This window comes from Sciscionella marina DSM 45152 (genome assembly GCF_000379465.1).
Taxonomy (GTDB): domain Bacteria; phylum Actinomycetota; class Actinomycetes; order Mycobacteriales; family Pseudonocardiaceae; genus Sciscionella; species Sciscionella marina.
On sequence record NZ_KB905403.1, the window covers coordinates 538409 to 557816 of the forward strand.

Genomic DNA, 19408 nt, shown 5'->3' on the forward strand with positions numbered 1-19408 from the left:
GCACGGAGAACGTCGAACCTCGTCTGGATCTGGGGCGCCGTCGTGACTCGGCGTGCGATCACGCCCATTCCTGAGGGAAGTCGCGGCCCTCCCCGTTCAGTGGTCGTCGCGGTCGTTGTCGTGGGTCTCGTGGTACTCGGCCTCGTCCATGCCGCGGCGCCAATACCCGATGCACAGTGTGTCCTGCCTGGCCAGCCCCCGTTCTCCGCGCAGATGATCGCGAAGAGCACGCACCACACGGGATTCCGCGCCCACCCAGCCGAACGCGGTTCCCCCCGGTGGCCAGGACAACTCGCGCACCGCCGCTATGAGGGGTTCCGGATCCGCCGCGGCACCGGTATGCAACCAGCGCACCTGGAAGCCCGGTGGATACCGCAGCCGCTGCTCCTCTTCCGGACCGGGTACGGCGAGGATCGCCTGCCCGTGAGCATCCTGCGGAGTTTCGGCGAGGAGCGTGGCCACCGCGGGCAGCCCCGCGTGATCGGCCACCAACAACGTCCAGTCGGCGGCCCGCACGGTCTTGCCTCCCGGTCCGGTGACACCGAGCAGATCGCCGGGACGAGCCTTGGCGGCCCAGTTGCCCGCGACACCGTGACCGTGCAGGACGAAGTCGATGTCCAGTTCACAGCTGTCCGGGTCGTGCCGCCGCACGGTGTAAGTGCGCATCACCGGGCACAGGTCGTCGACCGGCCACAGCAGTTCCCCGGACGAAACCCGTTCCGGTAGCAGCGGACGATCCTGGCCGGGCAACGGAATATAGATCTTCACGTTCGGGCCGGTACGGTCGGCACCGAACCCGGCGAGCTCGGCGCCCCCGAAGGTGATCCTGCGCAACCGGGGCGTGATGTGCGTGGCACGCAGCACTTCCAGTGTCCGGAACACGAAGCCTTCGAGAGCACGCCTGCGTCCGGATGCGACCGAATCACCGTGAACCGCCACCACGACACCTGCCTGCCTTCGACGTCGACACACCTGCCAACAGTTCACCACACCCGTGCGTTGGCAGTACTTTCGACTTCCGCGCTGCGGCCGCCCCTGGCCGCCGTGGACCGGAGCCGGACCGCAGGGGGCTGCGCTGTTTCTCGGCATGGTCCGGATCTCGTCGGCCGAGTCGGTAGGTGTTCTGAGTGAGACGCGTGGGTTCAGGCATGAGCGAGCAACAGTTCCAGTAGCTCCGCGCCGCCGTTCGCGAGCAGGTTGTGTGGGGCGTCGAGATCGGTGACGGTCCAGTTCGGGTCCGCACGCAGTGGTTCGGCGACGGCGCCGAACGGGGAGAGTGGCAGCCAGCTCGGCGCGGCGGCGAGGACGTAGTGTCTGCGCGCTATCGTCTTGTGTGCTCCTGTCAGGCGCACCGCCTGCAGCAGGCTCCCGATGGGGTGCGGTCGAGCGCGGTCGTCGAAGAAGGGCAGTGGGGCGAGCCCGAGCCCGGTGGCCGCCGAGCCGGAGAGGTACCAGTCGCGCTGTTGCCGGTTGGTCATCCTCGCGCAGGAGTCACCGTCTTCCGGCACGAAGGCGTCCAAGTACACCAGCGTGTGGACCTGTGCGGGCAGCCGGTCGGCGGCGCCGGTGATGACGGCGCCGCCGTAACTGTGGCCGACGAGAACGACCGCTTCCTCGTGGGTGGCGAGGATGCTGGTGACCTCCTCGATGTGCGTGTCGAGGTTGGCCGAGGGCGCGGCGGGACCTGACGGGTCGAGCCCGGAGAGGGTGACCGCATCGGCCGCGTGTCCGGCACGCCTCAGTCCGGTCGTGATCGGGTCGTACCACCAGCCGCCGTGGCACGCACCGGGAACGAGTACGTACCGGGTCATCTCAGGCACCCCGATGGTTGGATTCGTGTTGTGGTGAAGGCGAGTCGTGCGCTCCGCCGAGTGGATACCCTGCCGCCAGGGTGCTGGTGACGGAGGCGGCGATGGTGGTTGTCGGCCTGCCGATGAGGCGCCGCAGATCGCCAGGGGTCGCGGACAACTCCCCGCGCGCGATGGCGGCATCGGCCTCGAGCAGGGCATCCGCGCTCGCCTCGGGAACCCCGGCGTCGAGCATGATCGCCTTGTACTGGGCGGGCTCCATGCTGTCGTAGGCGATGTCCGCACCGGTCTGGGCGGACAACTCCGCGGCGAACTCCGCGAGCGACCACGCGGTGTCCCCGCTGAGTTCGTACACCGGGCGAAGCCCGTCATCGGCGGTCAGCACGATGGCGGCGGCCATGGCGTAATCGGCGACCGCCGCGGTGGCCACCCTTCCGTCTCCCGCGGCACCGAAGACCCGACCGGCCTGCATGGTCGGCCCGAGGAAACCGGTGTAGTTCTCGTTGTACCAACCGTTGCGCAGCATCACCGAGGGCAGACCGGTCGCCGTGATCAGCTGCTCGGTAGCCCAGTGGTCCCTGCCGATGGAGAACCCGGCGTTCGGCGCGTCCAGCACACTGGTGTAGGCGAGCAGCCCGACCTCAGCGGCCTTCGCCGCCTCGATCACGGCGGCATGCTGGGCCATCCGCTCGGCGCCCGGCACATTGGTCGAGACGAACAGCACCCGGTCGCCGGGGCCGAACACCTCGGCCAGCGTATCCGGGCGGGTGTAGTCCGCCATCCGGATCGGCACGCCCTGCGCGGCCAGGTCAGCCGCCTTCGCCTCGTCCCGGACCACCGCGGTCACGCGCTCGGCGGGAACCAGGCGCAGCAGTTCGGCCACCACCGCTCGGCCGAGTTTGCCGGTGGCTCCGGTCACCACGAGTTTCATCGTTCCTCCCAGTAAGACAGTGCTCCGCAGAGCGGTACCCCATTTCGAAACTGAACGTTTCGTACGGTAAGCTCTCGTCATGTCCACGTCAAGCTCGGATACCCCGGCCACCACCCGCCGATCCGGCCGGCCGCGCAGTGAACGTGCCCGCGCGGCCATCCTGCGCAGCGCCGAAGAGCTGTTGGACGAAGAGGGCTACACCGCGGTGACCATGGACGCCATCGCCTCCCGCTCCGGAGCCAGCAAGGCCACGCTGTACCGGTGGTGGCCGAACAAGGCGGCCGTGGTCATGGACGCCTACTTCGAGCACAACAACCCGGACATCTCGTTTCCCGACACCGGATCGCTGCATGCCGATCTGGTCCAGCAGCTGAGCGCGGTCGTGCACGGGATGAACGACACCGTGGCCGGGCACCTGCTCGCCAGGCTGATCGCCGACGCGCAATACGATGAAGGGTTGGCCGAATCCCTGCGCGGCCGGTTCATCAGCGCACGCCGGGCCGACGCCGTCGCAGCGATCGAACGTGGCCGCGCCCGAGGTCAGCTACGCCACGGCGCCGACCCCGAGGTCCTCGTCGACCTGTTGTACGGCGCGCTCTACTACCGGCTCCTGGTGACCGGTCAGCACACCGGCACCGGCTACGTGCACACCCTGCTCGGCCAGCTCGGAATCTCATCGCCGACCGAATCCGGCTGACCTGGCGTCCGATCAGAGCCCGGACCGCGGCCTCGTCGTTGCGGTAGGCTCGTTCCGGTCGGTCAACCGCGGCGATGGGGTGAGATGGACGGCGGCGCAAACCAGTTCGAAGGCCGGGTCGGCAAGCTCGTACAAGCCGGGCAGGTGTACGGGGACATCAACCTGAACTACGGGCCGCCCGAGCGAACCGTGGTGCCGTACCACCTAGGCCGCCGGGTGTCGCCCTACGCCAACAATACGGCGCAGTTGCGCCAGCTGACCGAGCTGCTCACTCCTGCCGAGCAGGAAGGTCCGGCGCGGCTCGCGCTCGTCTGCGGCGGGCCGGGAAGCGGGCGCAGCGCGCTGGTCACCCACGTGGCCAACGACCTCCGGGACTGCTTCCCGGGCGGGATCGTTGCCGTCTCGCTCGGCGCGAAGGACGACGAACTGGTGCGAGTCAAGCTGGCGGAGCTGCTCTCGGCCGTCGGCTACGACCTCGACCGGATACCGGCCAGCCTGGAGGGCCGCGCCGGTGTGTGGCGCAGCTGGTCGAAGGGGAAACGGCTGCTGCTGATCATCGACGATGCCCTCACCAGGGCACAGGTCGAGGCGTTGTTACCGGGGCCCGGCCGGTCCTCGGTCGCGGTGGTCCGTTCCGGTGCGGTCACCGGTTTGGTCGGGCGTGACCGTCAGGTGCACATGGAGCCGCTGAGCGACGAGTCCGCGCGTGCCCTGCTCGGCGAGTTGACCCCGGGACTCGATCTGGACGCGGAGCCGGACGCGCTGGGGCGGTTGCTGGATCGCTGTGCGGGTTCGGTACTCGCGCTGAGGGCCGTCGGCGCGCTGCTCGAGGAGATGTCCCCGGTCCGTTTGGCGGGGAAGTTGGCCGAGGCGGAGACGGCCTTACGGGCGCTGTCCCGCCTGGACGATGTGGCCGTGCGCGCGGTGTTCGACACCGCCTACCATCGCCTCGACGATGATCCCCTTGCCCAGGAGTGCTACCGGTTTCTCGGCGTGCATCCGCCCGATGCGGGCGTCACCCTGGAAGCAGCCGCCGCGATCTTGGATCAGGATGCCGAGGATGTCGAGTTCGCGTTGACCGAGCTGGTCCGGCGCGGATTGGCCGTCGAGGTCGTGGAGCAGCGCTATCAGATCGCCACTCCGCAGCTGGTTCGACCGCACGCCGCTGTGCTGCTGCGCGAAGCGGACGAGGACGAACGAGTCCGGCGCCGGATCGTCGCCTACTACCTGCACCGGGCGCTGGCTTGTTCGCGCGCGTGGATGCCGGAGCGGATCTGGCTGGCCGAAATCTGGGCCGAGGCCTTGCCCGCGCCCGAGCCCGATTCGGCCGTCGCGCAGGACTGGTTGCGCGCCGAGCGGACCAACCTGCGGGCTGTGGTCGATCTTGCCTACGGCCTCGGCGAGCTGGACCAGACCTGTCGGTTCGCGGTCGCGCTGTGGCCTTTGCATGATCAGGACAAGCACACGCTGGACATGATCGCCGTGTGCGAAGGGGCGGCGCGGGCCGCGGACGAGCTGTCGGCACCGCTTGCCGCCTCGGTAGTACGCCAACAGCTCGCGTTCGGTTATCGGGAACTGCGCGATCTCGACAAGGCAGCCGAGACCCTCATGACCGCGCTGCGGGATGCCGGGAAGGCAGGGTCCCTGCTCGCCGAGTACAGCGCGAAGGAGGCGCTCGGCCTGGTATGCCGTGACCAGGGGGCCCTGGAACGGGCGGAGCTGTTGCTGAAGGAGAACCACGAGTTTGCTCGGCGCAGCGGGGATCCCCGGCGGGACGCACTCGCCTCGTTCCACTACGGCTCGGTGGCACGTGATCCCAGAGAGGCCGGATCGCTGTTCGATCTGGCGGCCGAACGGTTGCGCGCGGAGCCGTACAACCTGGCCAAGATCGCCTACTGGCGCGGTAGGCGGCTGGTCGAATTCGGGCGCCACGACGAGGCGGTCCTGGTACTCGCGGACGCCGCCGAACAGGCCAAGGCCGGTGGCTGGCACACCGTGCGCGTGCAGGCATGCCAAGCGCTCGCCGACCTCGCGCATGCTCGCGGCGAGGTGGAGGCCGAACGCCTGCATCTGACTACGGCGCTGGAGATCGTGCAGGTGCGGGGGTTCAGCCCATATCTGGCCGACGTGATTCTGGACCGCCTGGAGCAGCTGCCACCCCTGCCACGGTGACGGTTTCTCCGGTCAGCCGCAGTCTGAGACGCCCGGGCAGCTCCGCAAGACCTCGGCCAGAGCACAGCCAGGTGTGCACCGCGGAAGCGAAGAGGTGCCCCTGTGCCGTGGCGCCGAGCCGGACGGTTGCGCCATCGGTGGATCCGAACAGCCAGCCCTGATCATCCCGGGCGGCGGCGAGCTGGCAGCCGGGGAGGGCGCGCAGGGTCGCGTCGATCCATTGTCCGGCGTGCGCCACGCTCGGGTGCACGACTATGTCCGCCATGGGAAGCAGCCCCAGCTCCGGGTCCTGCGCGTCGACGACGAGGTGGGTCTCCGCGGGCATTCTCGAGGGTTCGGTCAGCGATCCGGCGGGATACCTGTCCAGGGTCACGTCGAGCTGGTGTGGCGCTGGGGTGAGCGTGGCCCGGACGAGCGTGGCGTTCGGTTCGGGGAACCCGGTACGGGGAATGGGCGCGGCCGTCGTGCGGGCGTGGTTTCCCGGATCCGGCAGTCCGGCGAGGTCGAAGACGGTGTGTCTGAACAATGCGGCGAACTCGCCCGGGCGTGCGGTGGCCAGCGTCGTGACCGGTGCATAAAGATCCGGATCGTGTTCCAGAATGGCCTGCTCGATCCGGCGTGGGAGGTCGTCACCGGGGTCGATCGTGGGTGCCAGGCGCAGCAACTCGCCGACCGGTGAATCCGGGGCGACTGCTTCGGTCGGGGCGCTGGCCAGCAGAATGGGGGTGCCATGAACAGCGCTGTAGAACAGCACCGAACCATGGTCACCGAGGACCACGTCCGCGGCGACGAGTGCGGGCATCCACAGATCGCCCTCGGGCAGTACGAGGACGCCGTCCCGGCGGCACTCGTCCAACCACATTCGTACCTGCCACGGGGAGTGGCCGTGCGGGATGTTCGGGTGCAATGCCAGGGCGAGGCGATGAGTCTCCAGGGGGAGCTGGTGTGCCAAGGTACGGACCAGTTCCGGCCAGCGGCCGAAAAGCGAGTGTTCGCCCCAGGTCGAGGAGACGACGACCAACCGTTGTCCGGCGGTCAGCCCGAACGCCTGCCGGTAGGTCTCGCGCAGCGGCCGGCTCGCGGTCAGCCGGTCGACGCAAGGATCACCGAGGACCACGGCCGCTGGTACCGCTTCCGGGCATGCCACGCGTAGCCGTTCGAGTTGCTCGGTGTGCGAGAGTGCGATGACGGTAGGTACCACGGCACCTTTGTGCATGAGCCAGGAAGTGGACAGACCGAACACCGGCTTCCGGCTTCCGGCTTCCGGCTTCCGGCTTCCGGCTTCCGGCTTCCGGCTTCCGGCTTCCGGCTTCAGATATTTATTGTATCCCATTCCGTGTGGGATAACCACCAGCGGCGCTTTTATTTTGTGTAGGTCACCGCCGTAGCTGGCGGAGATCGCGAGGCCGAATTGTCGGCGGATGGCTTCTTTCCAGGAAATGGGTCGAATACCACGGTCGATCAGGTATTCCTCGGTCCCCGAGGTGAACGCGCTGGAACCCGGACAGGTGAAGAAGATTTCCAGCCGCTGATCACGGGCGATGATCGGCAGTACATCGAGCAGACGGGTCGCGGCCGTGACGTTGTGCACGACCGCGAGGACCGTCGTCGACGCCTTTGCCGTCCGCCAGCGTTGTGGCAGGAATCCGTTACCGTGCCTTCTCACAGATTGATATCACCGTGCACATCACGGGCTTGGATGAGTGTACCGACATCGCCGGATACCTGATTGTTGACCGAACCATCACCCGCCTGCTGGGTCACTCTGATCTTTTCCCATTCGGCGCGCAGTTCCGTCTTGAATTCGGCATCATCGTTTTCGGCCCGGTCCAGTCGCTGCGCGACCGCCTCGATGTACTGCTCGTCCTCCGGCCGCTCTGTCGCTGCCTCGAGCTCGGCGAGGGCTTCCTTGTCACCCGAGAACTTCTTTCGCACGAGGTCGTAGAGGCCCGTAGCCGCCTTGCCCGCGAGTGCGGCCGCGATGGAGATGAGAATCGGCTCGGGCATCGAAGACTCCCTTCGCGTGCTGTCGTGGCGTTACCTGCCAAACGTAGCAGCAATCAGACCGCCATCGGGGCAGCACAATCACGATGCCTGTGCGGACTGCCACCGGCCGCACAAGAGCGAACGGGTGGCGAGGGTGTCCCGGTGCCCGTCCCGGAACTCTCGCGAACACGGCAGGTCCCGGGACGGTTTCGGGATGATTCGACCTCGGCGAACGCGGGCGCGAGTCGATCGTCCCGGTATCGAGGGATTACCGGACGGCACGAGCACCGGCAGACGGCAGCCCGAGACGCGCCATCGACATCCACGAGGGTGTTGGCGTCAATGCCGGGCCCAGGAATCGGGTCGAGTGCCGTCGATATCGGTGAAACCGTAGTCGCGGGCGAGGTCAGCCACGGTCACCGAACGCTGGTTCCACCGCGCCCGGTCCGGGTCCGCGGCCAGCGCGGCGACACCGCGGCCGACATAACGCGGTGATTCGGACGTCTCGAACCCCTCGGGAGCCGCGGGATAGCCGGCGACCGATCCCTCCAGAGCATCACGCCAATTTTCCTCAGTCACCCCGAAGTTCTCCAACATGATCTCGGAACGCAGCCAACCCGGTGTGAGCGCGAGCGCGGTCGCCCCAACGGGTTCGAGCTCGTGTCCTTGGGAGAATCCCAGCCGGTTCACCGCAACCTTCGTGAGGTCGTAGTACACCGAAATCCGGTACTGGTCGGCGTTGAACGCGGCAGTGCCGTCGGTGATCTCCACCAGCAGCCCCCCGGGCCGGTCGATCACCAGCGGCAGCAGGTGATGCGAGGTGACCAGGTGGGTCTCGATCGCCAACCGCAGAATCCGCAGACCGGTATCCAGGTCGTGGCGCCAGACCGGCGTGTTCCACGTCGGCGGCGGGCCCTTGAGCACCTCAGCACCCCAGATGCTGTTCACCAGCACATCGACGTGGCCGTACTCCGTGCGCAGCCGCTCGGCCAATCGGGTTACCTGCTCAGATTCGAGGTGATCGACCTGGACCGCCACACCCACACCGCCCGAGCGAGTGACCAGCTCGGCGGTCTCCTCGATCGTTTCCGAACGATCGTAATCCGAGCGGACCGAGGGATCTCCGGAGCTGCTGGTGCGCCCGGTGCAGATCACCGTCGCACCTGCTTCACCCAAGCCGGCTGCGATACCCCTGCCCGCGCCGCGGGTCGCGCCAGCCACCACCGCCACCTTGCCACGAAGCGCGTCACGATCCGGCGACCACATCACCGAAGTCTCTCAGAGCATGCACTCGGATAGCCAGAGCGACGCCCAGAAAGTGCCCGCTACGGTCGACACCGGCCCCGCCGATCGGCGCTGGTCGGGACCGAAACCGGTCCCCTGCCCGTGTCGATTCGACCTATGGTTCTCGAATCTGCGGCTACCATAGGAAAAGACAGGGCCGATACCTTGATCATCAGAGTCGGGCTCGTCCGCCGAGCCCCCATGGTGTGAGGAGGAGTATGTCCGTGCGAGCTGTCCCGCCATTCCGGGCGGACCATGTCGGCAGTCTGCTGCGGCCTCGTGAGCTGCGTGAGGCCCGTAGGCGGCACGCAAGCGGTCAGATCACCGATGTCGAACTACACCTGGTCGAGGACGAAGCGATCCGCCAGGTGGTTCGTCAGCAGGCAGACATCGGGCTGGCGAGCGCGACCGACGGCGAGTTCCGGCGTTCGTCTTGGCACATGGATTTCATCTACCAGCTCGGCGGTGTGACGCCATCCGACGAGCAGATGCACGTGCGGTTCCAGAACGACGATGGCGGCATCGAGTTTTCGCCCTCGGCCACTGCGATCACCGACAGGATCGCGTTGGAGCAGACGATCTTCGCGGATGACTTCCGGTTTCTGGCAGGCGAGACGAACGCGACGGCGAAGCTCACGATTCCGTCGCCGAGCATGGTGCATTACCGCGGGGGTTCCGCCCAGATCGACCGTTCGGTATATCCGAACAACGAGGAGTTCTGGACCGACCTGTCGGCCGCTTACGCCGCGCAGATACGAAACATGGCGCAGCTGGGGTGCCGGTACTTGCAGCTGGACGATACGAGCCTGGCCTACCTGAATGATCCGCGACAGCGCGCGATGATGTCCGAGCGGGGTGAGGACGGGGAGCACCAGCACGAGCGATACATCCGGCAACTCAACGCCGCACTGGCCGGCCGGCCGGAGGGCATGTGGGTGACCACGCACATGTGCCGCGGCAACTTTCAGTCTTCCTGGGTGGCCGAGGGCAGCTATGAGTTCGTAGCGGAAGTGTTGTTCAACGAGCTCGACGTGGACGGCTTCTTCATGGAGTTCGACGACGAACGCTCCGGCGGGTTCGAACCGCTCCGGTTCGTCCCCGAAGGCAAGCAGGTCGTGCTGGGGCTGGTCACCACCAAGCACGGTGAACTGGAGGCGAAAGACGAGCTCAAACGCCGGGTCGAGCAGGCAAGCAAGTTCGTACCACTGGAACAGCTGTGCCTGTCACCGCAATGCGGCTTCTCCTCCACCGAAGAAGGCAATAACCTCACCGAAGCCCAGCAATGGGCGAAGCTCGCCCGCATCGTCGAAACCGCGGAAGAAATCTGGGGATGAACCTCCTCGCGCCTCCAAGGCGCGCAACCGCGGCCGACGATACGGTCAGCGCCCGCTGCGGGCTCGCGAACTCAGCGCGGCGTTCACATCCTCGGCACCGTCGAACTGCCGCTCCGGCAGGGCGCACAGATGACCAAGCAGGTCGTCGTCCGCGCCTTCTGCCGCGGCGTGCAGGATCACTGTCCTGCGATCACACGGATACTCGAGCCCGCCAAGCGTCGTGGCCAGCGAGTCGGTGTTCAGGTTGTCCACGGTGCTGATCCCTTCTTGCGCAAGACCGGGCTACGCGCCGCTGCCCACCGAGTCGGCGGCCTGCTCGCCATGCGGAACGCCGGCCCGGCGAGCGCAGTGCGCACAGCAGAAGAACCGTCCCTCGATTTGGACCCCGTGTCCGATCACCCGGCACGAGCAGTGCTCGCAGACCGGGGCGAGCCGGTGCACGGCGCACTCGAACGAATCGAACACGTGCCGTCCGCCATCCTGCGTGCGAATCTCGAAGACCATCGCGTAGTCGTTGCCGCATACCTCACACTCGGACATGCCTCTCTCCTCTCGTCGCGCACAGCTCTGTGCAGGACGGTCGATCACGCCCCGCCGCGCGCACTTCGTCGCCGCCCGGGGACTCGGTGAACGTCGAGGACGCCGAGCTTGGGGACGTTCTCCATGAACCGCGAGGGAATCCTCGAACCGGGTGCACTGATCGTCGGCGCTGGGACGCCGACGCCGGTATCGATCACTCCGGTCATCGGGTTCATCCGGACCTCCCTGACGGCCCGGCGGCTCACCTCCCGGGTACCCGCGACGATGCCGTGGAAACCCCACGGGTCTGTGCCGCACGCACGTATTGCCCGAGCCGTGCGGACCAGCCGGTCGGACAGCCCCGCGGCCTCCTTTCGCCTCGGCGGTGTGGCCGCAACCGCGCCTTGACCGGCACGCAAGAGGGCGGCCCCGTGAATATCTGCGCGTAGCTGTCGCGATTTGCGTCCAGCGGTCCGGTCGTCACGCTGGTTCTTGTCGGTGCGGAACGAACCGCCGGATCATAGGCGCGGTCTGCCCGGTGGCGTGGGCCGTGCACGCAGCGGTCACCAGGAAGGCCGCGCCGACGACGTGGTGGGCGGCGACTGCACCGATTGCCACCGCGATCCGCATTCCCGGATAGTTTGCGGGTTCCGCATGCCGGATAATGCACAAAAACAACAAGTAGGACAAGAAGTCCACGAGCCAAGACCTCGGCACGGCCGATACGTGCCGACAGGAATACCAAGGTCGCGACGAAGAGCAGACAGACGTGGCACCCGAACCAGGTGGGCTCAGGGGTCTCGGCGCCGCCGGGGCCTGTGTCTCGTGATGTTGGGTGCACTGGCTCCGTCACCGTTCGAGCGGATCGGTGACCATCGAGATCGATCACGGCGGGCACGGACGAGGTGGATCTGTTGACCACTGAGGAAGCACACCAGCAACGGCTCACCCGCAACGTCAACGAACTGCTGCAGGAACTGCGGGTGGCACAGGCCGGGGTGCAAATACTGTTCGGTTTCCTCCTGGCGGTTGCTTTCACAGATACTGACGCACGTGCCGGCACGGACATCCACACCATCCACGTTGTCACCGTCATGCTCACCACCTTCTCGACGGCATTACTGATCGCACCCGCAGCGTGGCATCGCATGCTGTTCCGACGAGGGCAGAGAGCACGAATCGTCCGCGTCGCGAACCGTTGCGCGGTCGCCGGGCTCGGCTTTCCGGCCGCCGCGATGACCGGCACCGTCCTCTTACTCACCAAGATCGTCCTCGGCGGCACGCCTGCCATCCTGCTCACCGCCGCAACAGCCACGATATTCACCATATTGTGGTTTGCCACGCCACTGCAGTGTCGCTGTTCGGTCGCAGAAGCCACACCGGTCGATGAACGTGACCGGCGGCCAAAGGATGGCTCCGAATCCGGCAAGGTGTAGTTCCGAGGGCGGCGATCCACAGCATCATGGTTGTAGCCGCCCGCTACTGTTCGGCTCTGCCGGTGGCGTGAGTGGCCAGGATCGTAGCGGCCCGGACAACTGGATCGCATCGCGTACTTCGCCGCGGACCGTGATGTCATGGATGTGGCTGTCGCTTCGAGGGAGTCGCGAGTAGGCGACCGCCGACACGGAACGGTCGGCGCTGCGCCGCCAATCGACGGGGCGGTGCAGATGATCTGAGCCCTTTGCGGAGCGGAACGCCCGCTGACGTCGGAACGGCGGCCAACGGATTCGAAATCGGCTCACCATCGGTGAGGTCGTCGGGGTTTACCGGACTCGCTGTGCGGGTAACGCATCGACTCGACCGTTCGCGGCCGTGTGCGATCGGATGAAAGGGGCGCCCCATGACGAACAAGAAGAAGGCCAAGAAATGGGGACTGCGCAGTCGCCATTACGCCGAACGTGCCGAAGCGGCCGCTGACCGGTCCGAAGCGGCCGTGGCGCGCATCGTCGAGCTGTCCGAGCATACCGGCGCCGTGGCCGATGAGCATGACCATCGACCCCCGGTCTACACCGCCGCGCGGGAGACCGATTCCGTCCCCGCGGCTGCTGAGGTGCCCTCGGCGGGAGGACCGGATCAGGAAAGGAATTCGTATGGCTGACAATGTGTACCGGGTGACCGAATTGGTCGGCAGTTCGCAGGTGAGCCTGCAGGAAGCGATCCAGGGCGCCGTGCGACGGGCGAGTTCGACGCTGCGGGAAGTGAGCTGGTTCGAAGTGTCCGGGATTCGTGGACATGTCGCGGATGGTGCTGTCGCGCATTTCCAGGTGACGGTGAAAGTGGGCTTCACGATCGAGGACACCAAGGATTAGCGTTCAGGCGGGTCGGTGGATGCCGCGGCGTTCCAGCCATTGCATGATCGGCCCCGAAGCGACACCGTGCACGACGACAGAGGCGGTTACCGTCAAGGCGGTGATCCGCCACAAGGAGTCCTGCCCGGAGAACGAGGCCATGCCGAGTGCGAACGACAGGTAGTAAATGCTGCCGATACCGCGCACACCGAAGAAGGCGATCGCCGCCGCGGCGGGCTTTTTCGCCGGGGCACCAAGCAGGGCCAGCCACCCGAGCAGCGGCCGGGCCACCAGCACCGCGAACCCGGCGATCAGGACCTCGACGAGCCGTACCCCGGTCAGCAGTCCGTCACCGATCGCGACGCCGAGCCCCGCGAGGGCGATCACCACGTAGAGCCGCTCCAACTGTTCGCCGAACTGGTGCAGGATCTGATGGTATCCATGGGATCGTTCGCTGTAGCGCACCGTGACCGCGGCGACGAACACGGCAAGGAAACCGAGCCCGTGCACGAATTCCGCGAGGGCGTATGGCAAGGCGGCGATCGCGACTATCGCGAGTCCGTCGGAGTATTCGCTCAACCGCACCTGATCGTGCGAGACGCGGAACATCAGCCAGCCGAGCAGCCCGCCGCAGATCACCCCGACGAGTACACCGAGTCCGATCCGCACGACCACGTCAAGCAGCACGAATCGCCCCCAGTCGACCGCGGGGGTCTCGACGAGCGCGACCGCGGCGAGCACGAATGGCATCGCGCAGGCGTCGTTGAGTCCTGCCTCGGTTGTCAGCGTGAAACGCACTTCGTTGTCCTTGCTGGCCCCCGGTGCGGGCACCTGCACGTCACTGGCGAGTACGGGGTCGGTCGGCGAGAGCGCGGCGCCGAGCAGCAGGGCCGCGGCCGGGGCCAGCCCGGCCGCCCACCAGCCGAGCACCGCGATCATCGCGATCGATAACGGAAGAGTGATCGCGAGCAACCGCATGGTGGAACGCCAACCACGCCAGCTCAACACCCGGTCCGACTTGAGGCCCGCGCTCGCCAAGGCCAGCAGCAGCCCGAACTCCGCGAAACGTTGCACGGCATCCAGATGCAGGCGCGGGTCCACATCGGCACCATGCGGCATGATCGGAAGCAGGCCGAGGATGATCCCGACGACGAGCATCACCAGCGGCATCGAAAGGGGCCGGTTCTTGAGGATCCTCGGCAGCACGGCGGCCAGCAAGGCCAGCACTCCGGCAGCCCCGAGTACGGCGATCAGCATGGTTCCCATTCTGCAGCCGGCGCCGCGTCTCCCGCCCGTGCGGCGATGATGGTCATGATCGCTGCTCGTCGACCGGGGCCGTCGTCAGCAGATCCTGCCGGTAGTCGTTGGGCAGCTGCGCGACCAGATCGTCGAACTCTCCTTGGGTCACATCGGTCTTCGGGTATCCCCGGCTGACCTCATGGCTGTCACTCACCGTTCCCACCTCCCTCAGAATCAACGCAGGGGTGATACCCACATCGAGCGGATGCGTAACCTCACACCATCCTTCCCGAGGGCGCACGGTGGCATGAGCGACGAAGCAAGGCGGCCGGGGAGTGCCCCGGCCGGTTTCTCGGCTTTCGAGGACCTGGCCCTTCCGAGGACCTGGCCTGGATTCGAGGATGACGCTGTCCCGCCGCGCCTGACCCGATGTCGATCTGGCTCCGGTAGACGAGCCTCATGAACCGGACTCTCTAGGTGGCTCGTTCGTTCGGTTCGGCTGCGTCGATGATGGTTCGGCGCTGTTTGTGCCGTTGTTCGTAGGTGGCCACCGCCGAACGCTGGTTCGGTGAGAGCTCGCGCAGCCGTGGCACGATCTCATCGACGGTCATCTCGTCATAAGCCGGCCAGGGCTCCGTGCCACGCAGCTCATCGATACGCCGTAATACGGTGGTCCGGGCTTGGTGTTCGGCTTCGTAGCCCTCGACTTGGTGCAGTTCACGTTGCGAAAGGGGCGGCAGCTGCGGGAGTAGCTGTTCGACGTTGAAGCTGTTGTAGTCGGCGATGGGTAGGTCTTCGGCGTTGCTCGTCAGACCCGCGGCTTCGCCTTCGACGGGGGCGAAACCGGGGATCCGGCGCGCCGTTTCCCGTGCCTTGCGAGCCTGCCGACGTCCCGCGCGCCCTGTTCGGGTCAGCACGTCTTCGCCGCGCCGCGCCAGCTCCGAATAGAACTCATCGGCCCGTCCTGTCCAGCTAGCACGATCCTGCCAAGCCTGCGCGAACTGTTCCTGGAGCCAGTCGGCTGCCCCGAGCGTGGCGGCTGCGATCCTCCTTGCTTGCTGCCGTGTATTCATGCGGGACTCCTACTGTCGTGGCGTAGCGGATGAGTACCCGGTCACTCGGGGGCTTACACATCGGCCTGCCGGTTGCCGGAAGGGACGCTCGGGTACTCGTGCGCCGCTGGCGGGTCGCCGGATTGTCCGAGGGAGGCGCGCTCGATCGTGTAAGAGCGGGCGAAAGCGACCAAGGACCAGGATCCGTTCGGGACCGAGCTGGACGTCAACGGCGCGCGTAAGCGTCCTCGCCTTCTTGCGCTTGGTCTTGGCCCGGTTCTCCAGCAGCGGATGATTTCCTTGATCGGGCTCCGGTCCAGGGCGCCGGACCGTACGCCCAGCGTCAAGACCTTCCCGGTGACTGCTCGGACAGGCCGCGCAAGGCCGCAGGGTTTCCGGGTCAGCTGCTGCTCGCGGTGTTCGCCTGGGCGGCGAGTTCTCGGCGCAGTTCGGTGAGCTTGGCGTGGTAGCGCTCGACCGAAGCCAGTTTGATCTCCTCATAGCCGCGGATCATGTCGGGCAACTCGGCGAGTTCGGTGACCAGCGGCAGTGTGTCGGGGTTCAGGTCTGCCAAGGCGGCGCCGAGCACATCCCGGTACTCGTCGATCAGTGCCCGCTCGAGCTTGCGCACGCGCATGCGGCCGAACGGGTCGAGGGCGGTTCCACGAAGCCGTCGCATGGCGCGGAGGACCCGGAAAACCGGCCGGAACCAGGGGCCGAGGGAGAGTTTGTGTTTCATGCCGAGTGCGCGCAGCACCGGTGGGTGCAGCCGGTATCGGATCGTGGCGTGCTCGCCCCACTGTGCGCGGACCGTTTCGCGCAGCGCCGGGTCCAGGGAAAGCCGGGCGATTTCGTATTCGTCTTTGTACGCCATGAGTTTGAACAGGTGCCGCGCGACGGCTTCGGTGAGCCGGGTGCTGCCGGGCAGCAGCTCGGCTTCCCGGGCACGGACCTTGTGCACGAACCGGGTGAAGGTGTCCGCGTAGCGGGTGTCCTGATAGGCGGCCAACTCGGCCGCGCGGTGCGCGATCAATGCGTCGAGGTCCACGGGCGCGTCCGGGTCCGGGGCCTCGGCTCTGGGCTGGGCGATCAGGCGGCGGCCGTGCCGGAAAGCAGCCAGGTTCGTGTCCACCCGCGCCCCGTTGAGCCGGATGGCTTCTTCGATCGCCTCGGCGGGCAACGGAATTCCCGCGACCTGGTAAGCGGCGCCGACCAACAGCATATTGGCGAACTGCTCGTCACCGAACAGCTCGAGTGCCAGCTCGTCGGCGGCGAGGTAATGGGCCGCGGCGACCCGCTCGTCGAGCGCGTAGCGGATGCCGTCCCCGTCGGGGGAGGGCGCGGTGGGGTCGACGATCCGTTGCCCGGTCGGAACATCGGCGGTGGAGACGACGGCGATGGTGCGGTCGGCGTCGGTGGTCTGCGCATGCCGGGGATCCACGGCCACGAGCGGATCGCAGCCGAGATAGAGGTCGCATTCCCCGCCGGCGAGCTTGGCCGCGCGAGCGTGCGGATCGGTGCTGATCTTGAGGTCGGAGACGACCGCGCCGCCCTTCTGCGCGAGCCCGGTCTGGTCGAGGGCACGGACATAGCGGCCCTCGATCGCCGCCGCGGTGGCCAGGATCTGGGCGACGGTGACGATGCCAGTACCGCCGACTCCGGTGATGCGGAGGGTGAAGTCCTTGTCCGAGCCACGTACGGCGGGCTCGGGCAGTGTGCCCACGTCCGCGGTGGCGCGGGTGCCGGTGCGGGGTTTTCCCTTGGCGGTTACGGTGATGAACGAGGGACAGTCCCCTTCGAGGCAGGAATAGTCGAGGTTGCACGAGGACTGGTGGATCCGGGTCTTGCGGCCGTATTCGGTGTCGACCGGACGCACCGAAAGGCAGTTCGACTTCCGGCCGCAGTCCCCGCAGCCCTCGCAGACGCGCTCGTTGATCATGACCTTGGTGGCCGGGGTGGGCATCGTGCCGCGCTTGCGTTTGCGCCGTTTCTCCGCGGCACATTCCTGATCGTGGATCAGCACGGTGACACCGGCGCGGTCGGCGAGCTCGGTCTGGGCGTCGAGCAGCTCCGCGCGGTGGCGCACGGTGACCCGTTCGCGGTCGGTGATCCCCGCGCGCCGCAAGGCTTTCCGGATCTTCGCCGGTTGTTCGGTGGTCACGACCACGCCGGTGACGTTTTCGGCAAGGACGGTCGCGACGAGCCTGCCGATACCGCCCTGCCCGCCGATGGCCTCCTGCCCACCGGTCATCGCCACGGTCGCGTTGAACAGGATCTTGTAGGTCATCGAGACGCCGGCGGCGACGGCGGCCCGGATCGCGAGACTGCCGGAGTGCGCGAAGGTGCCATCGCCCAGGTTCTGCAGGAAATGCCGGGTTTCGACGAACGGTGCCATGCCGATCCACTGCGCACCCTCGCCGCCCATCTGGCTGAGTCCGGTGACGGTGCCGACCTGTTGTTCGGGCATCATCAGCACCATCGCGTGGCAGCCGATCCCACCGCCGACCAATGCCCCTTCGACGGGCTTGGTCGAAGAGTTGTGCGGGCAACCGGAACAGAAGTACGGCGGGCGGGTCGCGAGGGTCAACGGGATACGGCTGCGGGCGCGGCTCTCGGTCCGCGGCGGAAGTGGCGCGAAGGCGTGCTCGCGGAGCCGCGCGGCGAGCCCGGGCGCGATCAGATCGGGATCGAGTTCGCCGATATCGGTGAACAGGCGCGCTCCGTGGCGGTCCCGTTTACCGGCTACCGCCGGTGCGCCCGGAGTTCCGTAGAGGATGTCGCGGATCGCGATCTCGAGGAAGGCCCGCTTGTCCTCGACCACGATGATCTCGTCGAGGCCTTCGGCGAATTCACGCACGACGGTGGGTTCGACCGGGACGATCGCGCCGAGTTTGAGCAGCCTGATCCCCTGCCGCTGCAGCGCGGGTTCGTCGAAGCCCAAGGAATCCAGGGCTTGGCGCACGTCGAGATACGTCTTTCCGGCCGATACGATGCCGATCCGAGCCTTCCGCACGGCACCGAGGATGCGGTTCACACCGCTGCGGCGCAGGTATTCGAGCGCGAGCGGCCAGCGAACCCGGTGGAAGCTGCGCTCCAGCGCGGCCAGCTCCTCGCCAAGCAAGCGGGCATGCGGAACGTGCGAGTAGGCGCGCAACCCATCCGGAAGGCCGGTGAGATCCGGGGGAGTCCATTGTGGACTCACCAAGGCGGTCGAGGTGCCATCGGCGACATTGGTCGCGACCTTCATCGCGGCCCATAGTCCGCTGGCCCGCGAGAGTTCCACGGCGTGCAGGCCGAATTCGAGGACCTCCTGCGAATCGGCGGGGTAGAACGTCGGCAATCGCAGATCCGCGAACGCGGCTTCCGAGGAACAGGGCACGCTGGAGGACTTCGCGCTCGGGTCGTCGCCGACCAGGGCGAGAACCCCGCCGTGCGGAGAGGTTCCGGTCATCGCCGCGTGCCGGATGGCGTCGGTGGCCCGGTCGAGTCCGGGAGCCTTGCCGTACCAGACGCCGGTCACGCCCGCGGTGGTCAGCTTCGCCACCTGCCCGGCCAGCTGGGTCCCGGCCAGCGCGGTCGCGGCCAGTTCCTCGTTCAGCGCGGCGGAATGCACGATCCGGTTGGCGTCCATCAGCTTCCGGCGACGCGCGATCTCCAGGTCGTAGCCGGCCAGTGGCGATCCCTCGTAACCGGTGACGTAGAGCGATCCCGGGTGTCCCAGGCGTTCGTCGTGGCGCTGCCGATCCAGCAACATCCGCACCAGCGCCTGTACTCCGGTGAGGTGCACCTGCCCGTGCTCGGCCAGGTAGCGATCGTCCAGCGAGAACGATCCCGAACGCGGGGCCGTCGATGTCGCGGCGGGCGGTTTCGAGGTGTCCAGGGGCGCGTTCATCGCGAACTCCCGTTCTTCCACACGTCGTCGTGGTGCCCGCTGCAGATGCGAGCTGGCCGCATGAAGTTAGAAAACCGTCGGCCAGGTGGTCAATAGATGGTCTGTAGAATGAGCAACTGGTAAGGAATACCGGCCGGTGTTACGCCATAAATGGTCCATTGGCTGAGCCATCGGCATACTCGGGCTGCCATACCGGACTCGACCTG

General features: G+C 67.0%; 18 protein-coding genes. 6 read left to right on the plus strand and 12 right to left on the minus strand.

Translation table 11 applies throughout. The features are described 5' to 3' along the window. Positions 1-96: 96 nt before the first annotated feature. The 3 genes from A37U_RS0127275 to A37U_RS0127285 form a co-directional block, all read right to left on the minus strand. Positions 97-939 (minus strand): siderophore-interacting protein, encoded by an 843-nt coding sequence (locus tag A37U_RS0127275; RefSeq protein WP_205623027.1) that lies wholly within the window; start codon positions 937-939, stop codon positions 97-99. 203 nt (positions 940-1142) lie between these two features. After that, positions 1143-1811: an alpha/beta fold hydrolase gene (locus A37U_RS0127280; RefSeq protein ID WP_020499851.1), complete on the minus strand. Its 669-nt coding sequence runs from the start codon at positions 1809-1811 to the stop codon at positions 1143-1145. A gap of 1 nt (position 1812) precedes the next feature. Next, positions 1813-2739: an NAD(P)H-binding protein gene (locus tag A37U_RS0127285; RefSeq protein ID WP_020499852.1), complete on the minus strand. Its 927-nt coding sequence runs from the start codon at positions 2737-2739 to the stop codon at positions 1813-1815. Positions 2740-2818: 79 nt separating this feature from the next. Here A37U_RS0127285 and A37U_RS0127290 point away from each other — a divergent pair, with 79 nt between their 5' ends. Next, complete coding sequence (locus A37U_RS0127290; RefSeq protein ID WP_020499853.1) at positions 2819-3436, plus strand: TetR/AcrR family transcriptional regulator; 618 nt, start codon at positions 2819-2821, stop codon at positions 3434-3436. A gap of 84 nt (positions 3437-3520) precedes the next feature. Next, entirely contained in the window at positions 3521-5608 is a 2088-nt protein-coding gene (locus tag A37U_RS0127295) for an NB-ARC domain-containing protein (protein WP_020499854.1), read from the plus strand. On the opposite strand, the gene A37U_RS45495 is transcribed toward A37U_RS0127295, so the two are convergent. The 3 genes from A37U_RS45495 to A37U_RS0127310 form a co-directional block, all read right to left on the minus strand. Continuing rightward, positions 5544-7274, minus strand: a complete 1731-nt coding sequence (locus A37U_RS45495; protein ID WP_157183041.1) for a hypothetical protein — start codon at positions 7272-7274, stop codon at positions 5544-5546. The two genes, A37U_RS0127295 and A37U_RS45495, sit on opposite strands and share 65 nt — an antisense overlap. After that, complete coding sequence (locus A37U_RS0127305; RefSeq protein WP_020499856.1) at positions 7271-7615, minus strand: hypothetical protein; 345 nt, start codon at positions 7613-7615, stop codon at positions 7271-7273. Before A37U_RS0127305 ends, A37U_RS45495 begins: the two co-directional genes overlap by 4 nt. A gap of 318 nt (positions 7616-7933) precedes the next feature. Further along, positions 7934-8860: an SDR family oxidoreductase gene (locus A37U_RS0127310; protein WP_020499857.1), complete on the minus strand. Its 927-nt coding sequence runs from the start codon at positions 8858-8860 to the stop codon at positions 7934-7936. Positions 8861-9096: 236 nt separating this feature from the next. Here A37U_RS0127310 and A37U_RS0127315 point away from each other — a divergent pair, with 236 nt between their 5' ends. After that, the gene (locus tag A37U_RS0127315; RefSeq protein WP_020499858.1) at positions 9097-10212 is read left to right on the plus strand and encodes a 5-methyltetrahydropteroyltriglutamate--homocysteine S-methyltransferase; all 1116 of its coding nucleotides are present in this window, start codon (positions 9097-9099) and stop codon (positions 10210-10212) included. Positions 10213-10257: 45 nt separating this feature from the next. Here the strand turns inward: A37U_RS0127315 and A37U_RS0127320 are convergent, their stop codons facing one another. Then, on the minus strand, positions 10258-10464 hold the full coding sequence (locus A37U_RS0127320; protein WP_020499859.1) for a DUF2795 domain-containing protein: 207 nt from the start codon (positions 10462-10464) through the stop codon (positions 10258-10260). Between the two features lie 30 nt (positions 10465-10494). After that, entirely contained in the window at positions 10495-10752 is a 258-nt protein-coding gene (locus A37U_RS0127325; RefSeq protein WP_020499860.1) for a hypothetical protein, read from the minus strand. A gap of 884 nt (positions 10753-11636) precedes the next feature. Here A37U_RS0127325 and A37U_RS0127340 point away from each other — a divergent pair. The 3 genes from A37U_RS0127340 (at position 11637) to A37U_RS0127350 (ending at position 13040) form a co-directional block, all read left to right on the plus strand. Continuing rightward, positions 11637-12167, plus strand: a complete 531-nt coding sequence (locus A37U_RS0127340; protein ID WP_020499863.1) for a DUF6328 family protein — start codon at positions 11637-11639, stop codon at positions 12165-12167. 404 nt (positions 12168-12571) lie between these two features. Further along, positions 12572-12829 (plus strand): hypothetical protein, encoded by a 258-nt coding sequence (locus A37U_RS0127345; RefSeq protein WP_020499864.1) that lies wholly within the window; start codon positions 12572-12574, stop codon positions 12827-12829. Further along, positions 12822-13040: a dodecin gene (locus A37U_RS0127350; protein WP_020499865.1), complete on the plus strand. Its 219-nt coding sequence runs from the start codon at positions 12822-12824 to the stop codon at positions 13038-13040. The genes A37U_RS0127345 and A37U_RS0127350 overlap by 8 nt, the downstream gene beginning before the upstream one ends. Before the next feature lie 3 nt (positions 13041-13043). Here the strand turns inward: A37U_RS0127350 and A37U_RS0127355 are convergent, their stop codons facing one another. The 4 genes from A37U_RS0127355 to A37U_RS0127375 all read right to left on the minus strand — a co-directional run bounded on the left by A37U_RS0127355 (position 13044) and on the right by A37U_RS0127375 (position 19202). Beyond that, a complete protein-coding gene (locus A37U_RS0127355) occupies positions 13044-14276 on the minus strand; it encodes a cation:proton antiporter (protein ID WP_157183042.1) in 1233 nt (410 codons plus the stop codon). Positions 14277-14328: 52 nt separating this feature from the next. Next, on the minus strand, positions 14329-14472 hold the full coding sequence (locus A37U_RS51930) for a hypothetical protein (RefSeq protein WP_240437682.1): 144 nt from the start codon (positions 14470-14472) through the stop codon (positions 14329-14331). 259 nt (positions 14473-14731) lie between these two features. After that, positions 14732-15331, minus strand: coding sequence for a hypothetical protein (locus A37U_RS0127365; protein WP_020499868.1), 600 nt, complete (start codon positions 15329-15331; stop codon positions 14732-14734). A gap of 379 nt (positions 15332-15710) precedes the next feature. Then, complete coding sequence (locus A37U_RS0127375; RefSeq protein ID WP_083933881.1) at positions 15711-19202, minus strand: indolepyruvate ferredoxin oxidoreductase family protein; 3492 nt, start codon at positions 19200-19202, stop codon at positions 15711-15713. Positions 19203-19408 lie beyond the last annotated feature (206 nt).